This window comes from Anaerococcus sp. HMSC068A02 (genome assembly GCF_001811125.1).
In the GTDB taxonomy this organism is placed as follows: domain Bacteria; phylum Bacillota; class Clostridia; order Tissierellales; family Peptoniphilaceae; genus Anaerococcus; species Anaerococcus vaginalis_C.
The window spans coordinates 1896-18602 of the sequence record NZ_KV803766.1 but is presented as its reverse complement, the minus strand read 5'-3'; the positions used below and the strand labels follow the sequence as shown (position 1 = coordinate 18602).

At 30.3% G+C, this 16707-nt stretch carries 15 protein-coding genes and 2 pseudogenes; all 17 read right to left on the bottom strand.

The window, feature by feature from the left end; translation table 11 throughout:
- Positions 1-69: 69 nt before the first annotated feature.
- Positions 70-657, bottom strand: coding sequence for a hypothetical protein (locus HMPREF2782_RS06695; protein WP_070641740.1), 588 nt, complete (start codon positions 655-657; stop codon positions 70-72).
- A 36-nt stretch (positions 658-693) separates the two neighbouring features.
- Positions 694-1632 carry a DNA cytosine methyltransferase gene (locus HMPREF2782_RS06690; RefSeq protein ID WP_070641739.1) on the bottom strand — a complete coding sequence of 313 codons (939 nt, stop codon included), beginning with the start codon at positions 1630-1632 and terminating at the stop codon, positions 694-696.
- The gene (locus tag HMPREF2782_RS06685) at positions 1625-3346 is read right to left on the bottom strand and encodes a DNA topoisomerase 3 (RefSeq protein WP_070641738.1); all 1722 of its coding nucleotides are present in this window, start codon (positions 3344-3346) and stop codon (positions 1625-1627) included. The genes HMPREF2782_RS06690 and HMPREF2782_RS06685 overlap by 8 nt, the downstream gene beginning before the upstream one ends.
- A gap of 93 nt (positions 3347-3439) precedes the next feature.
- On the bottom strand, positions 3440-4423 hold the full coding sequence (locus tag HMPREF2782_RS06680; protein ID WP_070641737.1) for a nucleotidyl transferase AbiEii/AbiGii toxin family protein: 984 nt from the start codon (positions 4421-4423) through the stop codon (positions 3440-3442).
- Complete coding sequence (locus HMPREF2782_RS06675; protein ID WP_070641736.1) at positions 4416-5027, bottom strand: DUF6088 family protein; 612 nt, start codon at positions 5025-5027, stop codon at positions 4416-4418. The genes HMPREF2782_RS06680 and HMPREF2782_RS06675 overlap by 8 nt, the downstream gene beginning before the upstream one ends.
- Before the next feature lie 73 nt (positions 5028-5100).
- Positions 5101-5958, bottom strand: coding sequence for a CD1107 family mobile element protein (locus HMPREF2782_RS06670; protein WP_070641735.1), 858 nt, complete (start codon positions 5956-5958; stop codon positions 5101-5103).
- 14 nt (positions 5959-5972) lie between these two features.
- Positions 5973-7556, bottom strand: a complete 1584-nt coding sequence (locus HMPREF2782_RS06665; RefSeq protein ID WP_070641734.1) for a stalk domain-containing protein — start codon at positions 7554-7556, stop codon at positions 5973-5975.
- Positions 7543-7782 carry a hypothetical protein gene (locus HMPREF2782_RS06660; RefSeq protein WP_002838498.1) on the bottom strand — a complete coding sequence of 80 codons (240 nt, stop codon included), beginning with the start codon at positions 7780-7782 and terminating at the stop codon, positions 7543-7545. Before HMPREF2782_RS06660 ends, HMPREF2782_RS06665 begins: the two co-directional genes overlap by 14 nt.
- 14 nt (positions 7783-7796) lie before the next feature.
- The gene (locus HMPREF2782_RS06655) at positions 7797-10376 is read right to left on the bottom strand and encodes a CD1108 family mobile element protein (RefSeq protein WP_070641733.1); all 2580 of its coding nucleotides are present in this window, start codon (positions 10374-10376) and stop codon (positions 7797-7799) included.
- Between the two features lie 7 nt (positions 10377-10383).
- A complete protein-coding gene (locus tag HMPREF2782_RS06650) occupies positions 10384-12807 on the bottom strand; it encodes a VirB4-like conjugal transfer ATPase, CD1110 family (RefSeq protein ID WP_083304902.1) in 2424 nt (807 codons plus the stop codon).
- Positions 12698-13108, bottom strand: coding sequence for a PrgI family protein (locus HMPREF2782_RS06645; protein ID WP_011528974.1), 411 nt, complete (start codon positions 13106-13108; stop codon positions 12698-12700). The genes HMPREF2782_RS06650 and HMPREF2782_RS06645 overlap by 110 nt, the downstream gene beginning before the upstream one ends.
- Before the next feature lies 1 nt (position 13109).
- A complete protein-coding gene (locus HMPREF2782_RS06640; protein ID WP_032463657.1) occupies positions 13110-13400 on the bottom strand; it encodes a hypothetical protein in 291 nt (96 codons plus the stop codon).
- A 9-nt stretch (positions 13401-13409) separates the two neighbouring features.
- Positions 13410-14273, bottom strand: a complete 864-nt coding sequence (locus HMPREF2782_RS06635) for a VirB6/TrbL-like conjugal transfer protein, CD1112 family (protein WP_000466913.1) — start codon at positions 14271-14273, stop codon at positions 13410-13412.
- A 10-nt stretch (positions 14274-14283) separates the two neighbouring features.
- Positions 14284-14367, bottom strand: a pseudogene (locus HMPREF2782_RS09365) (Maff2 family mobile element protein); the annotation flags it as partial.
- 3 nt (positions 14368-14370) lie between these two features.
- Entirely contained in the window at positions 14371-16017 is a 1647-nt protein-coding gene (locus HMPREF2782_RS06630; RefSeq protein WP_070641732.1) for a recombinase family protein, read from the bottom strand.
- 3 nt (positions 16018-16020) lie between these two features.
- On the bottom strand, positions 16021-16245 hold the full coding sequence (locus HMPREF2782_RS06625) for a hypothetical protein (RefSeq protein ID WP_070641731.1): 225 nt from the start codon (positions 16243-16245) through the stop codon (positions 16021-16023).
- Between the two features lie 153 nt (positions 16246-16398).
- Positions 16399-16707: pseudogene (locus tag HMPREF2782_RS09715) on the bottom strand (replisome organizer); the annotation flags it as partial.

Sequence of the window (16707 nt, the reverse complement as noted above, 5' to 3'; positions counted from 1 at the left end):
TATATTCTTAAAATCATTTACTTGCATTTTCTACCTCCTTTTTAGTGCAATAAAAAAGACGATAGAATGTCATTTTCCATCGTCTATAAAACTTTTGCCTATACTATCCGAATTATTAATTATTAAATAACTAGTTAAAAAGTCATGATATTTATTTGTTTTATCTTCATATATTGTCGATGTAAATGTTTTATATAAAAATCCTCCTATCCCCAAAATAGTTATATATAATAGAGCTGTCCAAATCAGTCCTATTTTACAATAACTATACTTTATAGTATCTATTATATTCAAATCTGTTATAGAGAAAATAAATAATATAATCGCTCCTATTGTTTTGATAATTGATGGAAAATTAGTTCCAACAAATCCTCCATCATTTTTATCTTTTGCTATAATATATCTATATTTTTGTAATTCTAAATAAACCTCTTTATTGTTAAGCTTTGTTTTTATTAGTTCTTTATCTATGTCATTAATAAGCTTCTCCAATGAATCTTCTTGATGCATTAAACTTCTTTCTTTTCTTAAGCATAAATGATCATACCTTTGGACAAAATTTGTATTGCTTATTTCTTTTCCTAATTGCGTTGATTGATTATACTCGCTTCCAAATAATTTTTTTAGTTTTTCAGGAACTAAATTTGTTTTATCCAATTATTTCACCTCAGCTATTTTTATACCCATTTAAATCTAATATATCTCTCTAATAATAGCCATTAAAACATCAACCACAATAGAATTACCGGCCTGCTTATATAGTTTACTTGAAGTGCATTTTTTTCTTCTTGGATGTATTTCCTCTAATTTATCTATATCACTATCATCAAAACCCATGAGTCTTAAACATTCTCTTTCTGTTAAATACCTATACTGATCATTTCCAATATCTATTATTCCAGAATTAGGTACTCTCATCTGTTTTGTAGAAATTGTATAAGAAAAATCTTTAATCACTTTTAGTCGCCCTCTAAAAGTATTATCTATGCCTTTATTTAAAAATTTCAGCATATAAGGTTGGGTCATTGTATAAAGTTCACTTACATTATTTTCTAAAAATTCACTTAGTGCTCTAGTTTCTTTCCTCTCCAATTTATTAAAAGAAAAGTTATTTTCTCCAAATAGTGAAACAACAAATATTCTCTCCCTTTTTTGAGGTATCCCAAAGTCCATTGCATTTAAGATTTCGTATTTGCTTTTATATCCAAGGTTTTCTAGTTCTTTTAGATAAATAAAAAAAGAGTCCCTCATATTTCTATCAAGGACTCCCTTTACATTTTCCCAAATTATCCATTTAGGTTTTTCTTTCATTTCTTTAATTATTCTAATTGTTTCAAATAGTAAGCTTGATCTAGTTCCTGAGTTTTTCACTCCTCCTTGTTTTTTTCCTATTCTTGAAAAGTCTTGGCAAGGACTTCCATGCATAACTAAGTCTATCTTCACATCAGGAGCTTTATATCCTACTACTGATTTTGGTTTATAACTTTCTCCGAAAAGGGCGTTGTATGATTTAACACAAGCCTTATCTATTTCTACATAATCAACTACTTCATAAGGTATCTTTAAATTAATAAAAGCCTTTCTAATAGCACCTATGCCACCGAAAAGCTCTAATATTTTCACCTTATTCATTTAGATTATTCTTGTACCTATCTACAAGCTCCCTTATACTATCTTCTATTTCTCTTAAAAAGTCTTCTTTATCTACTTCTCCAGAGCTAATCTTTGCAAGTTTCATTTCCCATTCAGATGTTGTTTCAGCCGACTTAAACTTATCCTCTACAATCGATACAAGTCTATTGCCTTTTTCAGTTACAAGTAAATTTTTCTTATCTCTTCTTATGAGATCCTTATGGATAAGATTTTCGATAATTCCTGCTCTTGTGGCTGGTGTTCCTAAGCCTTTTCTTTCTACTTCTATGTCTTTATCCAAGGATTCTACTCCTGCATTTTCCATAGCTTTTAAAAGTGTATCTTCATTATAATGACTTGGAGCTTTGGTGAATTTCTCCGATATATTTTTAGAAGTTAGCTTAATTTTATCTCCAGTCTTTACATCTGGTAATTCATTTTCTTGTCTTTCCTTTCCATATTCCTTTAGATATTTGGTATAACCTTCATCTATTACAGTCTTGCCACTTGCATTAAAGTTAAACTTGTCATATTCATATCTGATTTTTCTACTAGATTCCTTTAAGTTATCCGAACATGAAGCAAGTAATTTATCCTTAATTAAATTAAAAATTTTGCTTTCTTTATCAGATAAATCTTTGGCTTTTCCAATACCAGATATAGTAGGAATAATTGCATAGTGGTCTGTAACCTTAGCTGAATTAAAAATAGACTTGAAGTTTGATTCATTGATTTTAAAATCTTCTTCAAGTCCTTCTAATAATTCTTTCATAGTATTAACCATATCATCGGTTAAATACCTACTATCTGTTCTTGGATATGTGATTAGCTTTTTTTCATACAAGCCTTGTGCCAGGTTTAAAGTGTCATTTGCTGAATATCCAAAATATTTATTTGCTTCTCTTTGTAAGGTAGTAAGATCATAAGGCTTATCTGGTTTTGTGCTTATTTCTTTATCTTCTACCTCTGTAATAACTATTTCATCTTCTAGCAAGTTTAATAGTTGCTCTGCAACTTCAATTTTATCAATCCTATCTGATACAAGTTTCAATCCTCCATAAGATAGGTCAACTGTATAATATTTTTGCTTCTTAAATAGGTTTATTTCACTATCCCTTTTAGCTATTAAATATAGGGTTGGTGTTTGTACTCTACCAACTGAATATGTTTCCTTGTAAATGCAAGAATAAAGCCTACTTAAATTCATTCCCACTAACCAATCCGCAATTGCTCTTGCACTTGCTGATCTATATAAGTCTTCAAAGTTTTCCCCGTCTTTAAGATTTCTAAAGCCATCTTCAATAGCTTTGTTTTCCATTGAAGATATCCATAGTCTTTGAATTTTCTTCTTACATTTAGCTTGATTATATACAAGCCTAAAAATAAGTTCTCCCTCTCTACCAGCATCACAAGCATTTATTGCTGTGTCGATGTTCTTATCGTTTAAAAGTTTCTTTAAAACTCCATATTGTTTCTTTGTGCTTTTAGATATTTTATAAATATATTCTTCAGGAATTATAGGAAGAGTGTCTATTGTCCATTTCTTCCATTTTTCATCTATCTTATCTGGACTTGCCATTTGAATTAAATGACCGATACACCAAGAAACAATGTATCCATTACCCTCATAATATCCGTTTTTTCTTGTTCTTGCTCCAATTACTTTTGCAATTGTAACTGCTACACTTGGCTTTTCTGCTATTACTAACTTCATTAATACCTCCATAAATTAAAAAAAGAGCGAAAGATTTCTCTCTCGCTCAAAGTTTTTCTCCCGAATAATATATTATTTTCGGGAGAATTCGATTTACTTATTAATTTCTTTTTCTAGTTCTTGAAGAACTTTTATAATCTCTTCAAAGTTTGGATATTCTCCATATATCATTTCTGACATAGCCTTATAATCTTTTTCTATTTCAGAAAATCGGTACTCTCGTGGGACTAACCTTAATCTACCATTTAATGCTTCTTCATACCTTGCCCACTTCCTAGGATAAAACTTCATTTTGAATTCAGTTACTTTCTTTAATAACTCCTTATCCTCTAAGGCTCTGTCTTTGAAATCTGAATTTGCTATTTTATATAAGTCATAAAAGTGTCTTGCATACCTATGTGGCATAGGAGAAGATTCTGGTCTATTTGCTTCGTGGTGTAAAATTGTTGCTTTTTCCCAAAAAGTTCTCTCTACTGATACTGTTCTTATATTAGTTTTTTCTTTAAAAACATTTGGATAGGCTTCTCCAATTATTGGCAGGATTTCCACTTCAATTGCAGGTGTCCATGCTGCAAGACTTCCTATTTCGAGTCTTATATTTTGTGTCAAATAATTAGATTCAAAGATTTTAGGATATTTACATAGAATTGTTTGTGGATCAAGAGTATCAATCATAAATTCAAAGTCCATGTCCTTGAAATCTTGTTCTAAGACTTTTAATAATTCATCTCTTAAAAAGATTTCAGTCTTTTCATTGACTTCTTTGTTGAATTTATCCTGTTTAGTATTTGATCTTTCTAACCAAGGTTCTTTTTCTTCGTAACCTAATACTCGCCAATCTAAGATTAGATCAATATCTTCAGAAAATCTTTCTATAAGTCCAAAGCATTTTGAAAGTGATGTTCCTCCTTTAAAGGTAAAATATTCCCTCCATTTGTTTTCATTAAATAGATAATCTAAGATAAAAGTAACCCAATAGTCCTTTTCAATAACTGCCTCAGATATATTTCTCTTTCTGGCTGTATTTACCATTAAAACTCTTAAGTCTTCTTTGTTTTCTATATAAAACTTATTCATTTTCACCCTCAGAAATTTCTCTTATCACTTCATATATCCATGCTGGCACTGATTTTGATTCGTTCATTAAGTCTGTTCTTTCTTTTTCAGTTAAGTTTTCTTTTATCTTTTGTATAACTTCGTTAGTTATATTTTCTTTTCCCAAAGACTTAATTGCTTGAATAACTGTTGCAGTCTTTAGGGACATATTGGCAATTTCTCCTGGATTTACTTTTTTAAATTCTAAAACCGTATCCCCAATTTTATATTCTTTGTATCTTCCACTAGATATATATTTATAGTGAGTTGGTACTTGTGTTGAAAGTCCTAATAAGTTTAAGGCTGTGCTATTATATGGTGCAATATTCCAATTGTATTTTCTTGCTATGGCAAGTGCTAATTCGTGAATTGATACTTCTTCGTACTCTCCAATTAATTCACTATATCTTGGATTGTAATAAAAGCCATCAATGACACGCTTAATTTTTCTTTCATTAACCATTCTATTCAATGTCTTTCTAGCAGTTTCATAAGAAGCAATATCTAAAAAGTCATTAGCAAAAAATACTTTATGTGAGTCAAAATCATTTATTTTATCTGATATTTTTTCTGTATATGAACTCATTACAATTCTCCTTTGTCCCAAATATCATATCATATCTGGGACAAAAGTTCAATTGTACTTAAATTTAATATCCTTATAATAGTTCATCATCTTCATCTAAAGATTCTTCGTGAGTTTCATCATCGTCATCATCTTCTGACTCACTAATATAATCCTCATCATCCTCTTCAAAGTCTTCCAACATTCTATTTTCTTTAGCTTTGACTACCTTAAAATAGTATCCTGCTCCTACAACTCCTCCAATTACAAGTGCAACAATTAGAAATGAACCTATCCCGCTTTTCTTTTCTTCTTTTACTGGAACAACTGTAGGTTCTTCTTTTTTTACTTCTTCTTTCTTAGGCTCTTCAACCTTTATAGTATTTTTATCTTCTGATTCAATCATATTAAGTAGGTCTTGCTCTCCTACTTCTGTTAATAGTCTTACATTATCTTGATTTGATGAGTGATCTACTATTAGGTGCATAGTTTTTCCACTTTTAGTTTGAAATGTTAAAAATTGTCTTACATCTACTGGATTTTCTTTATCTTTTTCTGTATCTCCACTTGGTGTAATATCTTTTCCATTCCTATCTACATTTTCAATTACTGAACCTCTTGCCTTATTTTCCTGTGTTGCTAGACTATTTACTGCCTTTGTATTACCACCTTTTACAAGTGGTGTTTTCTTCGGAGGATTATTTGAAGGCTTATTTGCTTCACCTGTATTTCCTGGTATTCTTGGAACATCTTGATAAGGAATTTCTTCTTTTGATGGTGTAAAAACATCATCTTTCAACATTTTTTCAAATTCTTCTTTTTGTGGTTCATAGATTGATTCGTTTTGACTTTCTATTTGCCCTTCATTTGTCATTGCAAATGTAGTTGCTGGTACTGTAAATGTAAAAAGGAGTAACGCTATGGCTACTCCTCGTTTAATGCTCTTATTCATTTTTCTATCCTTTCTTATTTTACATTTTTAAATACATAGACTGCTTTTCTAGCATTGTCCCATTCTATTGTTTGGTTTTTGCCATCTTTAATATCTCCATGACTTGCTCCAAAAGCTTTAGCAATATTTGAAATTGAAGCATGAATTCTTCCATTTATAATCACTGGCTTAACATCTGAATTGTAGACCTTTCCATCCGAATCTTTCATAACACCTGTATCAATATTTAGTCTTAATGTCTTTTTAGCTAAGATATTATTCTCTTTATTTGAGAAAATAGCTTCACGAGTAGAGTTGTCATACTCAACATTAAAACCTAGAGTATAAGCAATATATCTTACTGGAATCATAGTTCTTCCTTTGTCTACATAAGTTTTTACATCCATGTATACTGTTGTCTTACCATCTTTATTGATAATGTTATAAAAGTTTTTGTCTACTTGGAAAACTGCAAATTCTTTTTCATCTTTAACTTGTTTTTTGTCTTGTTGTTCCTCTTGCTTTTTCATCTTGTTAAAATCAATTTGGTTTAGGATGTTCTTATCATCAGCTTTCAAAAGTTCGTCCCACTTCTTATCTTGAGATTTCTTATCTTCTTTCTTCTCTTTGTTTTCTTTTTGGAGTTTTAGAAGTTCATCTAATTTTTTAGATAAGTCTTGATTTAGATTTTTATCTTTTTCATCTTTAGTTTGTTTTTCAAGTTCTTCTTTAGATTTTTTATTTGCTTCCTCGATTAACTTCTTTGTTTCTTCAATTTTCTTATTTAACTCTTCTTTTAGCTTTTTAATTTCTTCTTCAGAAGCTTTTTGTTTTTCTTCTAGTTCTTTAATCTTCTCTTCTAATTCTTTTTTTGTATTTTCAGAAGATTCTTTTAAACTATCAATAGCCTTTTGAAGCTCTTCAATTTTCTTGCAACATTCTGACTTATAATTTTCTGTCTCTTTCTTTTTAGACTCTAGGTCTTTTATCTTAGTATCTTTTTCATCAAGTGCTTTTTCCAAACCCTTAATTTTATTATCTTTATCCTCAATTTCTTTAATCTTCTTTGCAAGTTCTCCTTCTAAAGACTCGAGCTTTTCTTGCATTTCTTTGACTTTATTTTCGTTTTTATCGGTCTTTTCTTTCTCAGCTTCTAACTCCCATTTTGTAGATGAATAATCTTCTTTTAGTTTTGCATTTTCATCTTGTAATCTTTTTAATTCATCTTTAAGCTGAGTAATTTCTGCTATTAGTTCATCATTGTTAGAATTTTTAAGTTCCTCAATTTCTTTATTCAATTGAGCAATCTTATTATCTTTATCTCTAATTTCTTCTTCTAGCTTAGCTTTTTCTTGTTTTAGTTTCTCTCCATTATCTTTGCAAGATTCTAACTTTTCCTTTAATTCATCTATCTTTGATTGGTCTTCTTGTTTCTTATCATTTAAGTCTTTAATCTGATTTTCTAAATCTCTAATTTTACTTATTGAACTTTCTATAACTTTTTTACTACCATCTTTATCATCAGCTTTAGCTAGTACATTAGTAGTTGAGGTTGATGTTAAAACTAATAAAAGAGCCATAAAAAAGGCTCTTAGTCTGTTCGTATTAAATTTCTTCATTATGAATGTTCTCCTTTTCTTTTAATTTTTCTTCTCTTTTTCTATCATTAATTTTCTCCATTAATTCTTCCAAGCTAATATTGTTCCTCCTAAGAGTTACAATTATTTCTTCATTTTCAACTTGTATTTCTTCGTCGCAAATTTCCTTGTATTTTGCATTTAAATCTTTTAACTTCTCTTCTATTTTTTTCTTTTTGTTCCTAATACTTACAAGCTTTCTGTTCACATAATATCTCCCTTCTATCTTGGTCTTCCAAAACCATAAAAGTGTGATTTCCAATATTTTGAATTTATTGATGTGTATTGAATTGGATCTCCTGCGTGAATCATCATTCCGTTACCTGCGTATATTCCTACATGAGATATTGGAGTTCCACTGTTATATGTTGAGTGGAAAAATATAATATCTCCAGGTTGAGCTTCACTTGGACTTACTGGATTACAATAGTCTTTGTATATTCTCCATGCAGTTGTTCTTGGCATTCTCTTTACACCAGACTTTGTAAATGACCAACATACAAATCCTGAGCAGTCAAAGTTAGATGGTCCACTTGCTCCAAACACATATCTTTTTCCTATATGTTTTTCTGCTTCATTAAATAAGGCTTTAGCAGTAGCTGAATCAAAAGCAAGACCAGGATTTCCAAAGTTTGGATTATCTACTATTTCTCCTAAGTCCCCATTACCTGATCCAAAAACATCACCCATATTCCCCTTAGCTTCAAGAAGAGCTTCATAATGAACTACATTGTCTGGATAATCTTTAAATATTTCCCTAACAACTTCATCCATTTCTTTTTTCTTTAAAGTTACAATTAACTTTTTATATTCGTACTCTTCTTTTTCATAGCTAGTGTAAGGATTGCCACGACTATCATATCTAGTTCTTGCTACTGTTCTTGTTCTAATTTCAATTTCTTCTTTAAAATCAAGTTTATACATCTTATCGAAAAGATCTTTTAAAATTCCTTTTACTTCAGATGCTGATTTTACTTCTCCACATCTTGAAGTTATATAGGATAAAAGTTCATGGGTATTATGACAAATTTCTCCTTCTTTGTTTATGATATATTCGTCATATCCAGGATGACTTGTTTTTACACTTTCGATTTGTGATTGTAGGTCATATTCCATTGATGAAAATTCTTGATTAACTTCACTTAGAACTGTATCTTGTGATAGATATGTTGTTGTCATTACTGAGTTAACAGAGTTACTTAATCCACTCATACCAACACTTCCACCACCTATCATGATTGATAGCATAAGACCTAGTCCTATTACTAGAAATAGAACCATCTTACTTTTTCTAACAATCAGCTCTTTAGAAGCCTTACCTAAACTTAAAATAGCTTTTTTAACTCTATCTACAAGTCTTGTTTCGTGCTTTTTAGCTATCATGCTCTTCATTTGTTTTCTCTGGTAAAACTTCTTAAATCTATTTTTCTTGATATAAGCATCTGACTTTTTTAAATCTTCCAAGCCACTTTTAAACTCCAACTTGCTCTTTCTCTTTCTTATTTTCTTATCAAGTTTAGATAGCTTTTTTAAGGACTTTTTCTTTTTGTCTAACTTATACTTCCTTATTCCATGCTGGAGTTTAGAGCTTACATTAGCGGCCTTTTCTCCAGATTCTACACCAGTATTGTCAGATCCGGAACTTAAATAATCTCTCACTAACTCTGAAGACTTAGCTCCAGATAATAAAACCCCAGAAGATAGACTTCCTTTAGTTTTATTCTTTAAAATATTATCCTTTAGCTTGCTTTTAGACTTTTCAAGCTCTCCAATCTTTTTATCTGATATAAAGTCTTTAACATCTTGTGCTTTCTTAGAATCTTTCGGTGTAACTTTCTTAGATTCATTTTTTAAGTCATCGATTTTCTTTCGAGTAAATTTATCACTTTCATAATTTTTTCTCTTGTAGTAAGTCTTCTTTTTATTAACTTTCTTTTGTTCTGAAGGTTTAAGGCTTGTTTCTTTTTCATCTTTTATAAATTCTTGATTATTGTCTTTAAACTCAGGATTATCAAAAGTCTTATCTGTATCAACTCCGCTTAGCTTATTTTCTTTATCTTTTTCATTAGAAATTTTTTCCTTATCCCTAAACTTCTTTTCTTGATAAAGCTTCTGCTTTTGCTTTTTATCGATACTAGTATTACTCTCGTTATTGCTTACTTCATCTTTAACAAGCTTATCTTTTCTATATACTCTCTTGCTTTTCTTTGCTTCGATAGGTTTATCTTCGCTTGTGTAGATTCGCTTAGACTCTTTCTCGTTGATTTTGTCTTGGAATTTATCCTTACTATGGATAAGTTTATCCTCATAATTTTTAAGAACTTGTCTTTTACTTGATGGCTTCTTATTGCTTATTGGTTGAGCCTTAGCTGAAATATCATCTGTTGTTAATTTATTAGAATTAATATTTCTACTATTTTCACTATCAAAATTCACCTTTTTGATGTCTACATCTAAGTCTTCATCAAGTTTATAGCTTTCATCTGTCCTTATTTCAAGATTAGTTTGTTTTGTTTCTTCAGCCTTATTCTTATTATCTAAAACTTCTTTTCTAATTCTTTCCTTGTTTTTAGCTTTCTGAAAGTCTTTTAGTTTATCTTGTTTTTGATCTTTAGCTAATACATTCTCATGGATAAGTTTAGATTCTTTTTCTGAAATTTTATCTCCGAACCTATCCTTAGTCTTAATAATCTTATTGGTATAATCATCTGAATGAACAAGTTTACTATCCATATTCTTTTCAGGAGCGTCCCTATTTCGTATAATTTTCTTTTGAAAATCTTTTTTTAGTTTTTTATCCATATCACACCTACTTAACTTCTTCTGGTTTTGTTGTCATTAGCTTATATAACATGGTGTCTTTAGGGAATTTATCTATAAATGGAACAATAGTATTCCCGAAGAATAATAGTCCCTCACCTGCATTTGAATTAGTAATATAGTTTAACTGATAAGGTGATATTTTTAATTTTTTAGCAAGAATATCTCTATCTCCAGATGCTTGATTTAACATTAGAACAAAGTCTGTATTATCAAAGATATTTTCAATTTCCTGACTTGTTAAAAGGTCTTTTACGTTTTGAGTTATACCTGTTGGGATACCTCCCCATTTTCTAAATCTTTTCCAGATTTCTACTGAATATGAAGCAGTTTGTGGGTCTTTTAATAAAAGGTGGAACTCATCTATATAGTATCTTGTAGATTTGCTACCTCTGTTTAGTGAAACCTTGTTCCAAACTTGGTCTTGAATTACAAGCATACCTATTTTTTTAAGTTGTGTTCCTAGCTCTTTTATATCAAAACAGAGCAATTGCCTATTTAGGTCAACATTTGACCTATTATTAAAGACATTAAGACTTCCTTTAACATAAATTTCCATTTCTGTTGCGAGCTTCCTACCAACTCCTTCTTCTTGAGATAGGAGCATATCGTATAAATCTCCTAATATTGGCATATTTTCTGGCTTTGGGTCTTCAAAATATTTTTGATATATCTTTGGTAAGCACCTATCTATAACAGATTTTTCTGCAGCAGTAAGACCAGATCCTCCTACTACAAGTTCAAGCATAGACATTATGAAATTTGCCTTATCCTTTAAAGGTGCGTCCCCATCTCCATAGTTCATATTAATATCTAATGGATTTAGATAATCCTTTGACTTTGCTGAAACTTTAATAACTTCTCCATTAAATTGTTTTACAAGGTTTGAATACTCGCCCTCAGGATCACAAATAATTACATCATCGTCTGTTACAAGAATTGCATTTGCCATCTCTCTCTTTGCTGAGAAAGATTTACCAGAACCTGGTGTTCCTAATATTAATCCATTAGGGTTCTTTAGTTTCTTCCTATCTGCCATAATCAAGTTTTGGCTAAGGGCATTTAAGCCATAGTACAAAGAATTTGCCGAATCAATAAATAGCTCTTCCGTTGTAAAAGGCATAAATACTGCCGTTGATGATGAAGTTAAAAATCTTTTTATTTCGACTTGATTAACTCCCAGAGGTAAGACGGAAACAAGTCCTTGTTCTTGTTGGTGAGATAATCTTTTTACCTGACAATTATGTCTGTTAGCAATTGATGAGATTTGAGCAATTGTGTTTTCTAATTTTTGATTAGTCCTAGCAAAATTCATCATTACTATAGACACTACAAAAAGCCTTTCATCTCTATTCTGTAAGTCAGATAACATGGACTTAACATCAGCTCCAAAAGTATTTATATCTGAAGGAATAATATCCATATCATATCCTGCACGAATTGCTTTCTTTTGTTCTTCAATTTTCATTCTGTCTAGGTCTGTGTTCTTTCTCTTAATGAGTTTAATAGCTTCTGCTTGTTCAACTACATCTATATGAAAAGCTACATAAATATTGTCATCAATATCTAAAAACTCAGATAACATTCTGTCTGATAACTCACTTGCAAGTATTTGAAAATGGCTTACTGCTCCAATGAATTTCCCAAATTTAAAATTATTTGCTGGTGTAAAATTAAAGATATTGGGAGTTATATGTGACTTTGTAGACTCTTTCTTCTTCAAATCCTTATATGAAAAATCAAAGTTTTTGTCTGGATTTAACATATCGTGAACAAGTCTTAGTCTTTCTTCGCCATCAAGGCTCTCTGCTCTTACACCCATAGATTTAAAGTTAGATAAAATATCTACTTCAAGTCTATTTAACTTTGCTCTTGCTTGCTCTAGGTTATCAGCTTCTGTGGTAAAGGTTATATACTTCATCTTTTTAAGTCCGTTATTTCCCTTTGCAAGTTGAAGCTTTAACATCTCCCTAAACTCTTTTCTTACATCGTCATAGAAATCTCCCTTATCAGCAATTTTAATTGCGTCTTGTAAATCCTTATTTCTTCCTAATTGATTTACATACGAAAGTTCGATGTGGACACTTGGATCAAAAGAATTTAAAAAGTTGGCAAATTGGTTAAAGATTAAATCTCTATCTTCTTCCAATGCCAACTGGTAATTTATATCTTGAAATGAAATTGTCTTTGAATAATTTTTTTCATCTAACTGGCAAATGCCCTCTGGTAACATTCTTATATATGGAATAGTATCCTCAACAGTAAATCTCTTTTTCTCTTTCTTTAAAAGTACACTTAGAAGACTATTTGTTGGATCTTTCTTTGTTTTTTGCTTTCTTACTTCCTTTCGGTCTTTTTTTAATTGTTTTTCCCTTAGATTTAAGTCGCTGATTTGCTTTTTTCTTTGCTTCAAGGTATGCCTCCTTTCTTATTCTCTTAGTTGGTTGATAAAACTTATGAAGATAGAAAAATCTAAAATACTTTTCAAAGGTTAAGGTGTCTTTTTCATATAAGGTTATAAAAAAGATTGGCAGGGTTACTATTAGCATTACAATGATTGAAACATCATTAGGTAGATATTTCTTCATAAATAAATAGGTTGGTATGCCAATTAGTCCTGCCACAGAAAAACCTATAAGTTGCCTTTTAGTTAAGTTAAAGGCAACCTTTGTTTTAATCTTGTCCAAATCTTTTGGTATTGGTACATACGCCATTTTAATCTCCCTCTACTTCTTCTTTGGAATGTTCAAGTATATGGTCATAATTAGATATTGTTTCTTCTTCTAGGTAGCTAATTCTTTCTTCTAATTCTTCCTGTCTTTCTTCATTTCTGTCATTATATTCTCCTTGATACATAACAAATTCATTGTGACATCTTCCAAGTCTATTTATTCTTTTCTTTAAGTTTCTAATCTCTTCATTTCTTTTTTTCTCTTTTAAGAATTCATAAGTTCCTCTCAATAAAATTCCAAATCCCAATAAAGCACAATTTTTCTTTTTTAACATTTATTCCTCCTAGTGCGTATTCATAATACTTTTTGCAACTGTTCCACTCTTAAACATCATAAGTCCAAGAAGTAGAGCATATCCTAATATACTAAACAAGCTTGCGTGAATATCTGTAATCTGTACCGTCCTTATTAAAACGGTGTAGATACCTAAACATATCATCAAAAACAAACCTTGTAGTCCCAAGGCAAAAAGTCCCTTGATATAATTTGTTCCAATCTGACCCCATTCTTTATTTCCCATAGTCGCAAATGGTATGGATGATACTGATGAGTAGACATATATTTCAAACATACGCCCATATACTATTAGGGTAATGGTTAAAGATATACATTGAATTGCAATCCTAACAAGGCTTGTTTCAACTAATATCATAATTAATGCACCAACATCTTTTTCTTTTAGCGTATCAACCATTGCAACTATCTGATCTCCTGAAACAGTGGCAGAAGTAGTGATTACCCCTGCCGCTTTGTTTACAAGATTTTGTGCCACATCAAAGACTGCCATTGAAAATTCAAAGGCATGGCTTGCAAGGTAGACTGCTATAAACATCTTTATAATGTATTTGAAAAACTCAAAAGTATCTGTATCGTGCATATTATTCTTTTGCATAACCATATTTATGAGTTCAATACATAAAACTGCTGTTATAATAAGACCTGCTATTGGAACAATCACATTATCATTAATGTTTTTTATGAAGTTATATACTTCTCCATTCCAACCCATTGGCGTCTTTCCAACATCAGTTGCAATAACTCCTACCTTGTCATTTATATCTAAGAACATGGACTCAAGATTTGCTTTGATACCTCCGAGTAGCATATCCTTAAAAAATTCAGTTAGCTTGTCAAAGATACCAAACATAGACTTTCTCCTAATTTAAAGCATTTGCAAGTAGTGGAATTAATTTAATACCGATTAGTACAATTCCCCCACCAGCCATAAGCTGCTTTATGCCTAATTAGAGATTGTAAAATACTTGTAGCGTGTCTGTATTGCCTATGAAATTGTAGTAAATATCAATTGTTTGGGTGATTTCTCCATTCACTACTTCTTTTTCGTGAACATAGATTTTTGAGATGAGTTCGTTTAAGGTTGCTTTGTCCAGCTTCTTTATATCCTTATGTTTTTTTATAAGTTCAATCCATTTTTTGACATTAATATCTTCAAGTTCTTCTTTAACAATCAATTTTTGATTATCTTCTATTCTTTGGTTTAAATAGTCTTGTTCTTTCTGTGATTTTTCAAGAATTTTTTGGAAGTTGCTTTCACTTATCTTATTATCTAGCCAGTCATCATATAGTCTTTCAATCTTTTTAGTTAAGTCTTCTACTCTTATCTGGTCTTCGTAAATCTTATCCATGATAAATTTTTGTTCTTCTTCATTATCAATTTCTCGTGATTTTTCAAGTGCTTTTATGATTTCTTTTTCATCTTTTAATGCTATTTCTGCATTTTTTCTAATATCTTTAAGCACTATCTCATAAAGAGTATCGTAATAAATTCTATGTTGACTACATAATGACTTCCCGTATCTTCTATAAGTGTTACAAGTGAGTAACTTTTCTCTTTTTTTCGATTTGTTTCTTCCAAGATTTAAAGATTTTCCACAATCGGGGCATTTTACAATGCCTGCAAATATGCTTTCTTCTCCATTTTTAAATGGTCTTCTCCTGCTCTTTAATTTTTCATTTGCTATATTATAAATATCTTCAGAAATAATAGGTTCATGTGTGTTTTCTACTATTATCCATTCCTCTTTGGGTTTATCGGATAACCAACCTACTTTGAATTTATAATTAACTTTTTGACTAGCAATATGACCAATATAAACTGGGTTTTCAATAATTTCTTTTAGGGTTGTGCAGTCCCACCAATACTCTCCACCATCTACGGTCATTTCTAACTTAGTTTTTTTATTTCTAAGTCCTTTTTTTCTATTCCACCAGGTAGGTGTAGGTATTTTTTCTTCAAAAAGTCTTCTTCTAATTGCTTGTACTCCATAACCACTAAAAGCAAGATCAAAAATTTTTTCAACAATCCATGAAGTTTCATCATCGATTACTAATTTATGTGGATCTTCATTGTCTTTCCTATATCCTATTGGAGCAAGACAACCAATAAATTTTCCTTGCCTTGCCCTTGTCATATAGGCAGATTTCATCTTTTTAGAAACATCTCTTGAATAAAACTCATTTAAAACATTTTTAAAAGGAACTATTTCGTTGTTTTCTTGAAAGGTATCTACTCCATCATTTAAAGCTATATATCTGACATTGTTCTTTGGGAAGAAATTTTCTGTATAGTATCCAGTCTGCAAATAGTTTCTTCCAAGCCTTGATAAGTCCTTAGTGATGACTATATCCACTTTTTTATTTTCAATATCTCTAATTAGTCTTTGAAATGATGGTCTATTTGTATTTAATCCAGTATATCCATCATCTATATATACATCGTAAATACTCCAACCCCTTGATTTTACATAGTTTTCTAAAAGTTCCTTTTGGTTTTGTATGCTGGCACTCTCTCCTTTCTGCTCATCATCTTTAGATAGTCTGCAATAAATTGCAGCTTTGAATGAAAAGTGATTTGAATTTGTTTGTATCATTTCCTATTCCTCCTTATTTGAGTTTTCGGAAATAACACAACTTTCTCTAAAACTATTTTTATTATAGCACTCTTTTTTATTACTATCAATATTATATTTGTTATACTCAATTTCATTGTCCTTACTTATTTTGCTTGATTTTTTTATTAGTCTTAGAAAAGCTTCTGTATCTGTTCTTCTATTATCATAATTTCTTTTTACAATGTATTTTGTTTGTCTTTTTGTCATAGCTTATCCTTTCATGCAATAAAAAAAGACGATTAGATTTTTAATTTTCTAATCGCCTTTTAAGTGTCATATTTGTATTTTTATTATATCTGGCATACTTTTATACCTTTTCATACTTAAAGTCTTTAATAGTGGCTTTCCACCTCTTTTTATCTATAAAGATTCTCCTACATCATAGTTCATTTTTTTATTTCCTCCTTGATGTTTTAGTTTTCCTTTATCTTCTTCATACCATTTTAAGATTGTCGCATAGTGGTTTTGATAGGTTTTTCCACTGCTTTTCATGTATCTTGATAGTTTATTTATCATTATGTTTGTGTGTGAATTTAGTTTTTCTTTAAGATTTTTATATTCTTCTTTGCTTAACCTTACATTTTTGAATTCTCCATAAAAGATGGGTGTGGACTTTTTATCTTTTTCTATCTCTCCCTCTCTCCCCTTATCTATACTAACCTTATCTAA

Excerpts from the sequence above, each read along its gene's own strand:
- HMPREF2782_RS06665 (WP_070641734.1), bottom strand. The coding sequence starts at position 7,556 with ATGAAGAAATTTAATACGAACAGACTAAGAGCCTTTTTTATGGCTCTT.
- HMPREF2782_RS06640 (WP_032463657.1), bottom strand. The coding sequence starts at position 13,400 with ATGTTAAAAAAGAAAAATTGTGCTTTATTGGGATTTGGAATTTTATTG.
- HMPREF2782_RS06625 (WP_070641731.1), bottom strand. The coding sequence starts at position 16,245 with ATGACAAAAAGACAAACAAAATACATTGTAAAAAGAAATTATGATAAT.
- HMPREF2782_RS06635 (WP_000466913.1), bottom strand. The coding sequence starts at position 14,273 with ATGTTTGGTATCTTTGACAAGCTAACTGAATTTTTTAAGGATATGCTA.
- HMPREF2782_RS06645 (WP_011528974.1), bottom strand. The coding sequence starts at position 13,108 with ATGGCGTATGTACCAATACCAAAAGATTTGGACAAGATTAAAACAAAG.
- HMPREF2782_RS06630 (WP_070641732.1), bottom strand. The coding sequence starts at position 16,017 with ATGATACAAACAAATTCAAATCACTTTTCATTCAAAGCTGCAATTTAT.
- HMPREF2782_RS06655 (WP_070641733.1), bottom strand. The coding sequence starts at position 10,376 with ATGGATAAAAAACTAAAAAAAGATTTTCAAAAGAAAATTATACGAAAT.
- HMPREF2782_RS06690 (WP_070641739.1), bottom strand. The coding sequence starts at position 1,632 with ATGAATAAGGTGAAAATATTAGAGCTTTTCGGTGGCATAGGTGCTATT.
- HMPREF2782_RS06675 (WP_070641736.1), bottom strand. The coding sequence starts at position 5,027 with ATGAGTTCATATACAGAAAAAATATCAGATAAAATAAATGATTTTGAC.
- HMPREF2782_RS06685 (WP_070641738.1), bottom strand. The coding sequence starts at position 3,346 with ATGAAGTTAGTAATAGCAGAAAAGCCAAGTGTAGCAGTTACAATTGCA.
- HMPREF2782_RS06670 (WP_070641735.1), bottom strand. The coding sequence starts at position 5,958 with ATGAATAAGAGCATTAAACGAGGAGTAGCCATAGCGTTACTCCTTTTT.
- HMPREF2782_RS06680 (WP_070641737.1), bottom strand. The coding sequence starts at position 4,423 with ATGAATAAGTTTTATATAGAAAACAAAGAAGACTTAAGAGTTTTAATG.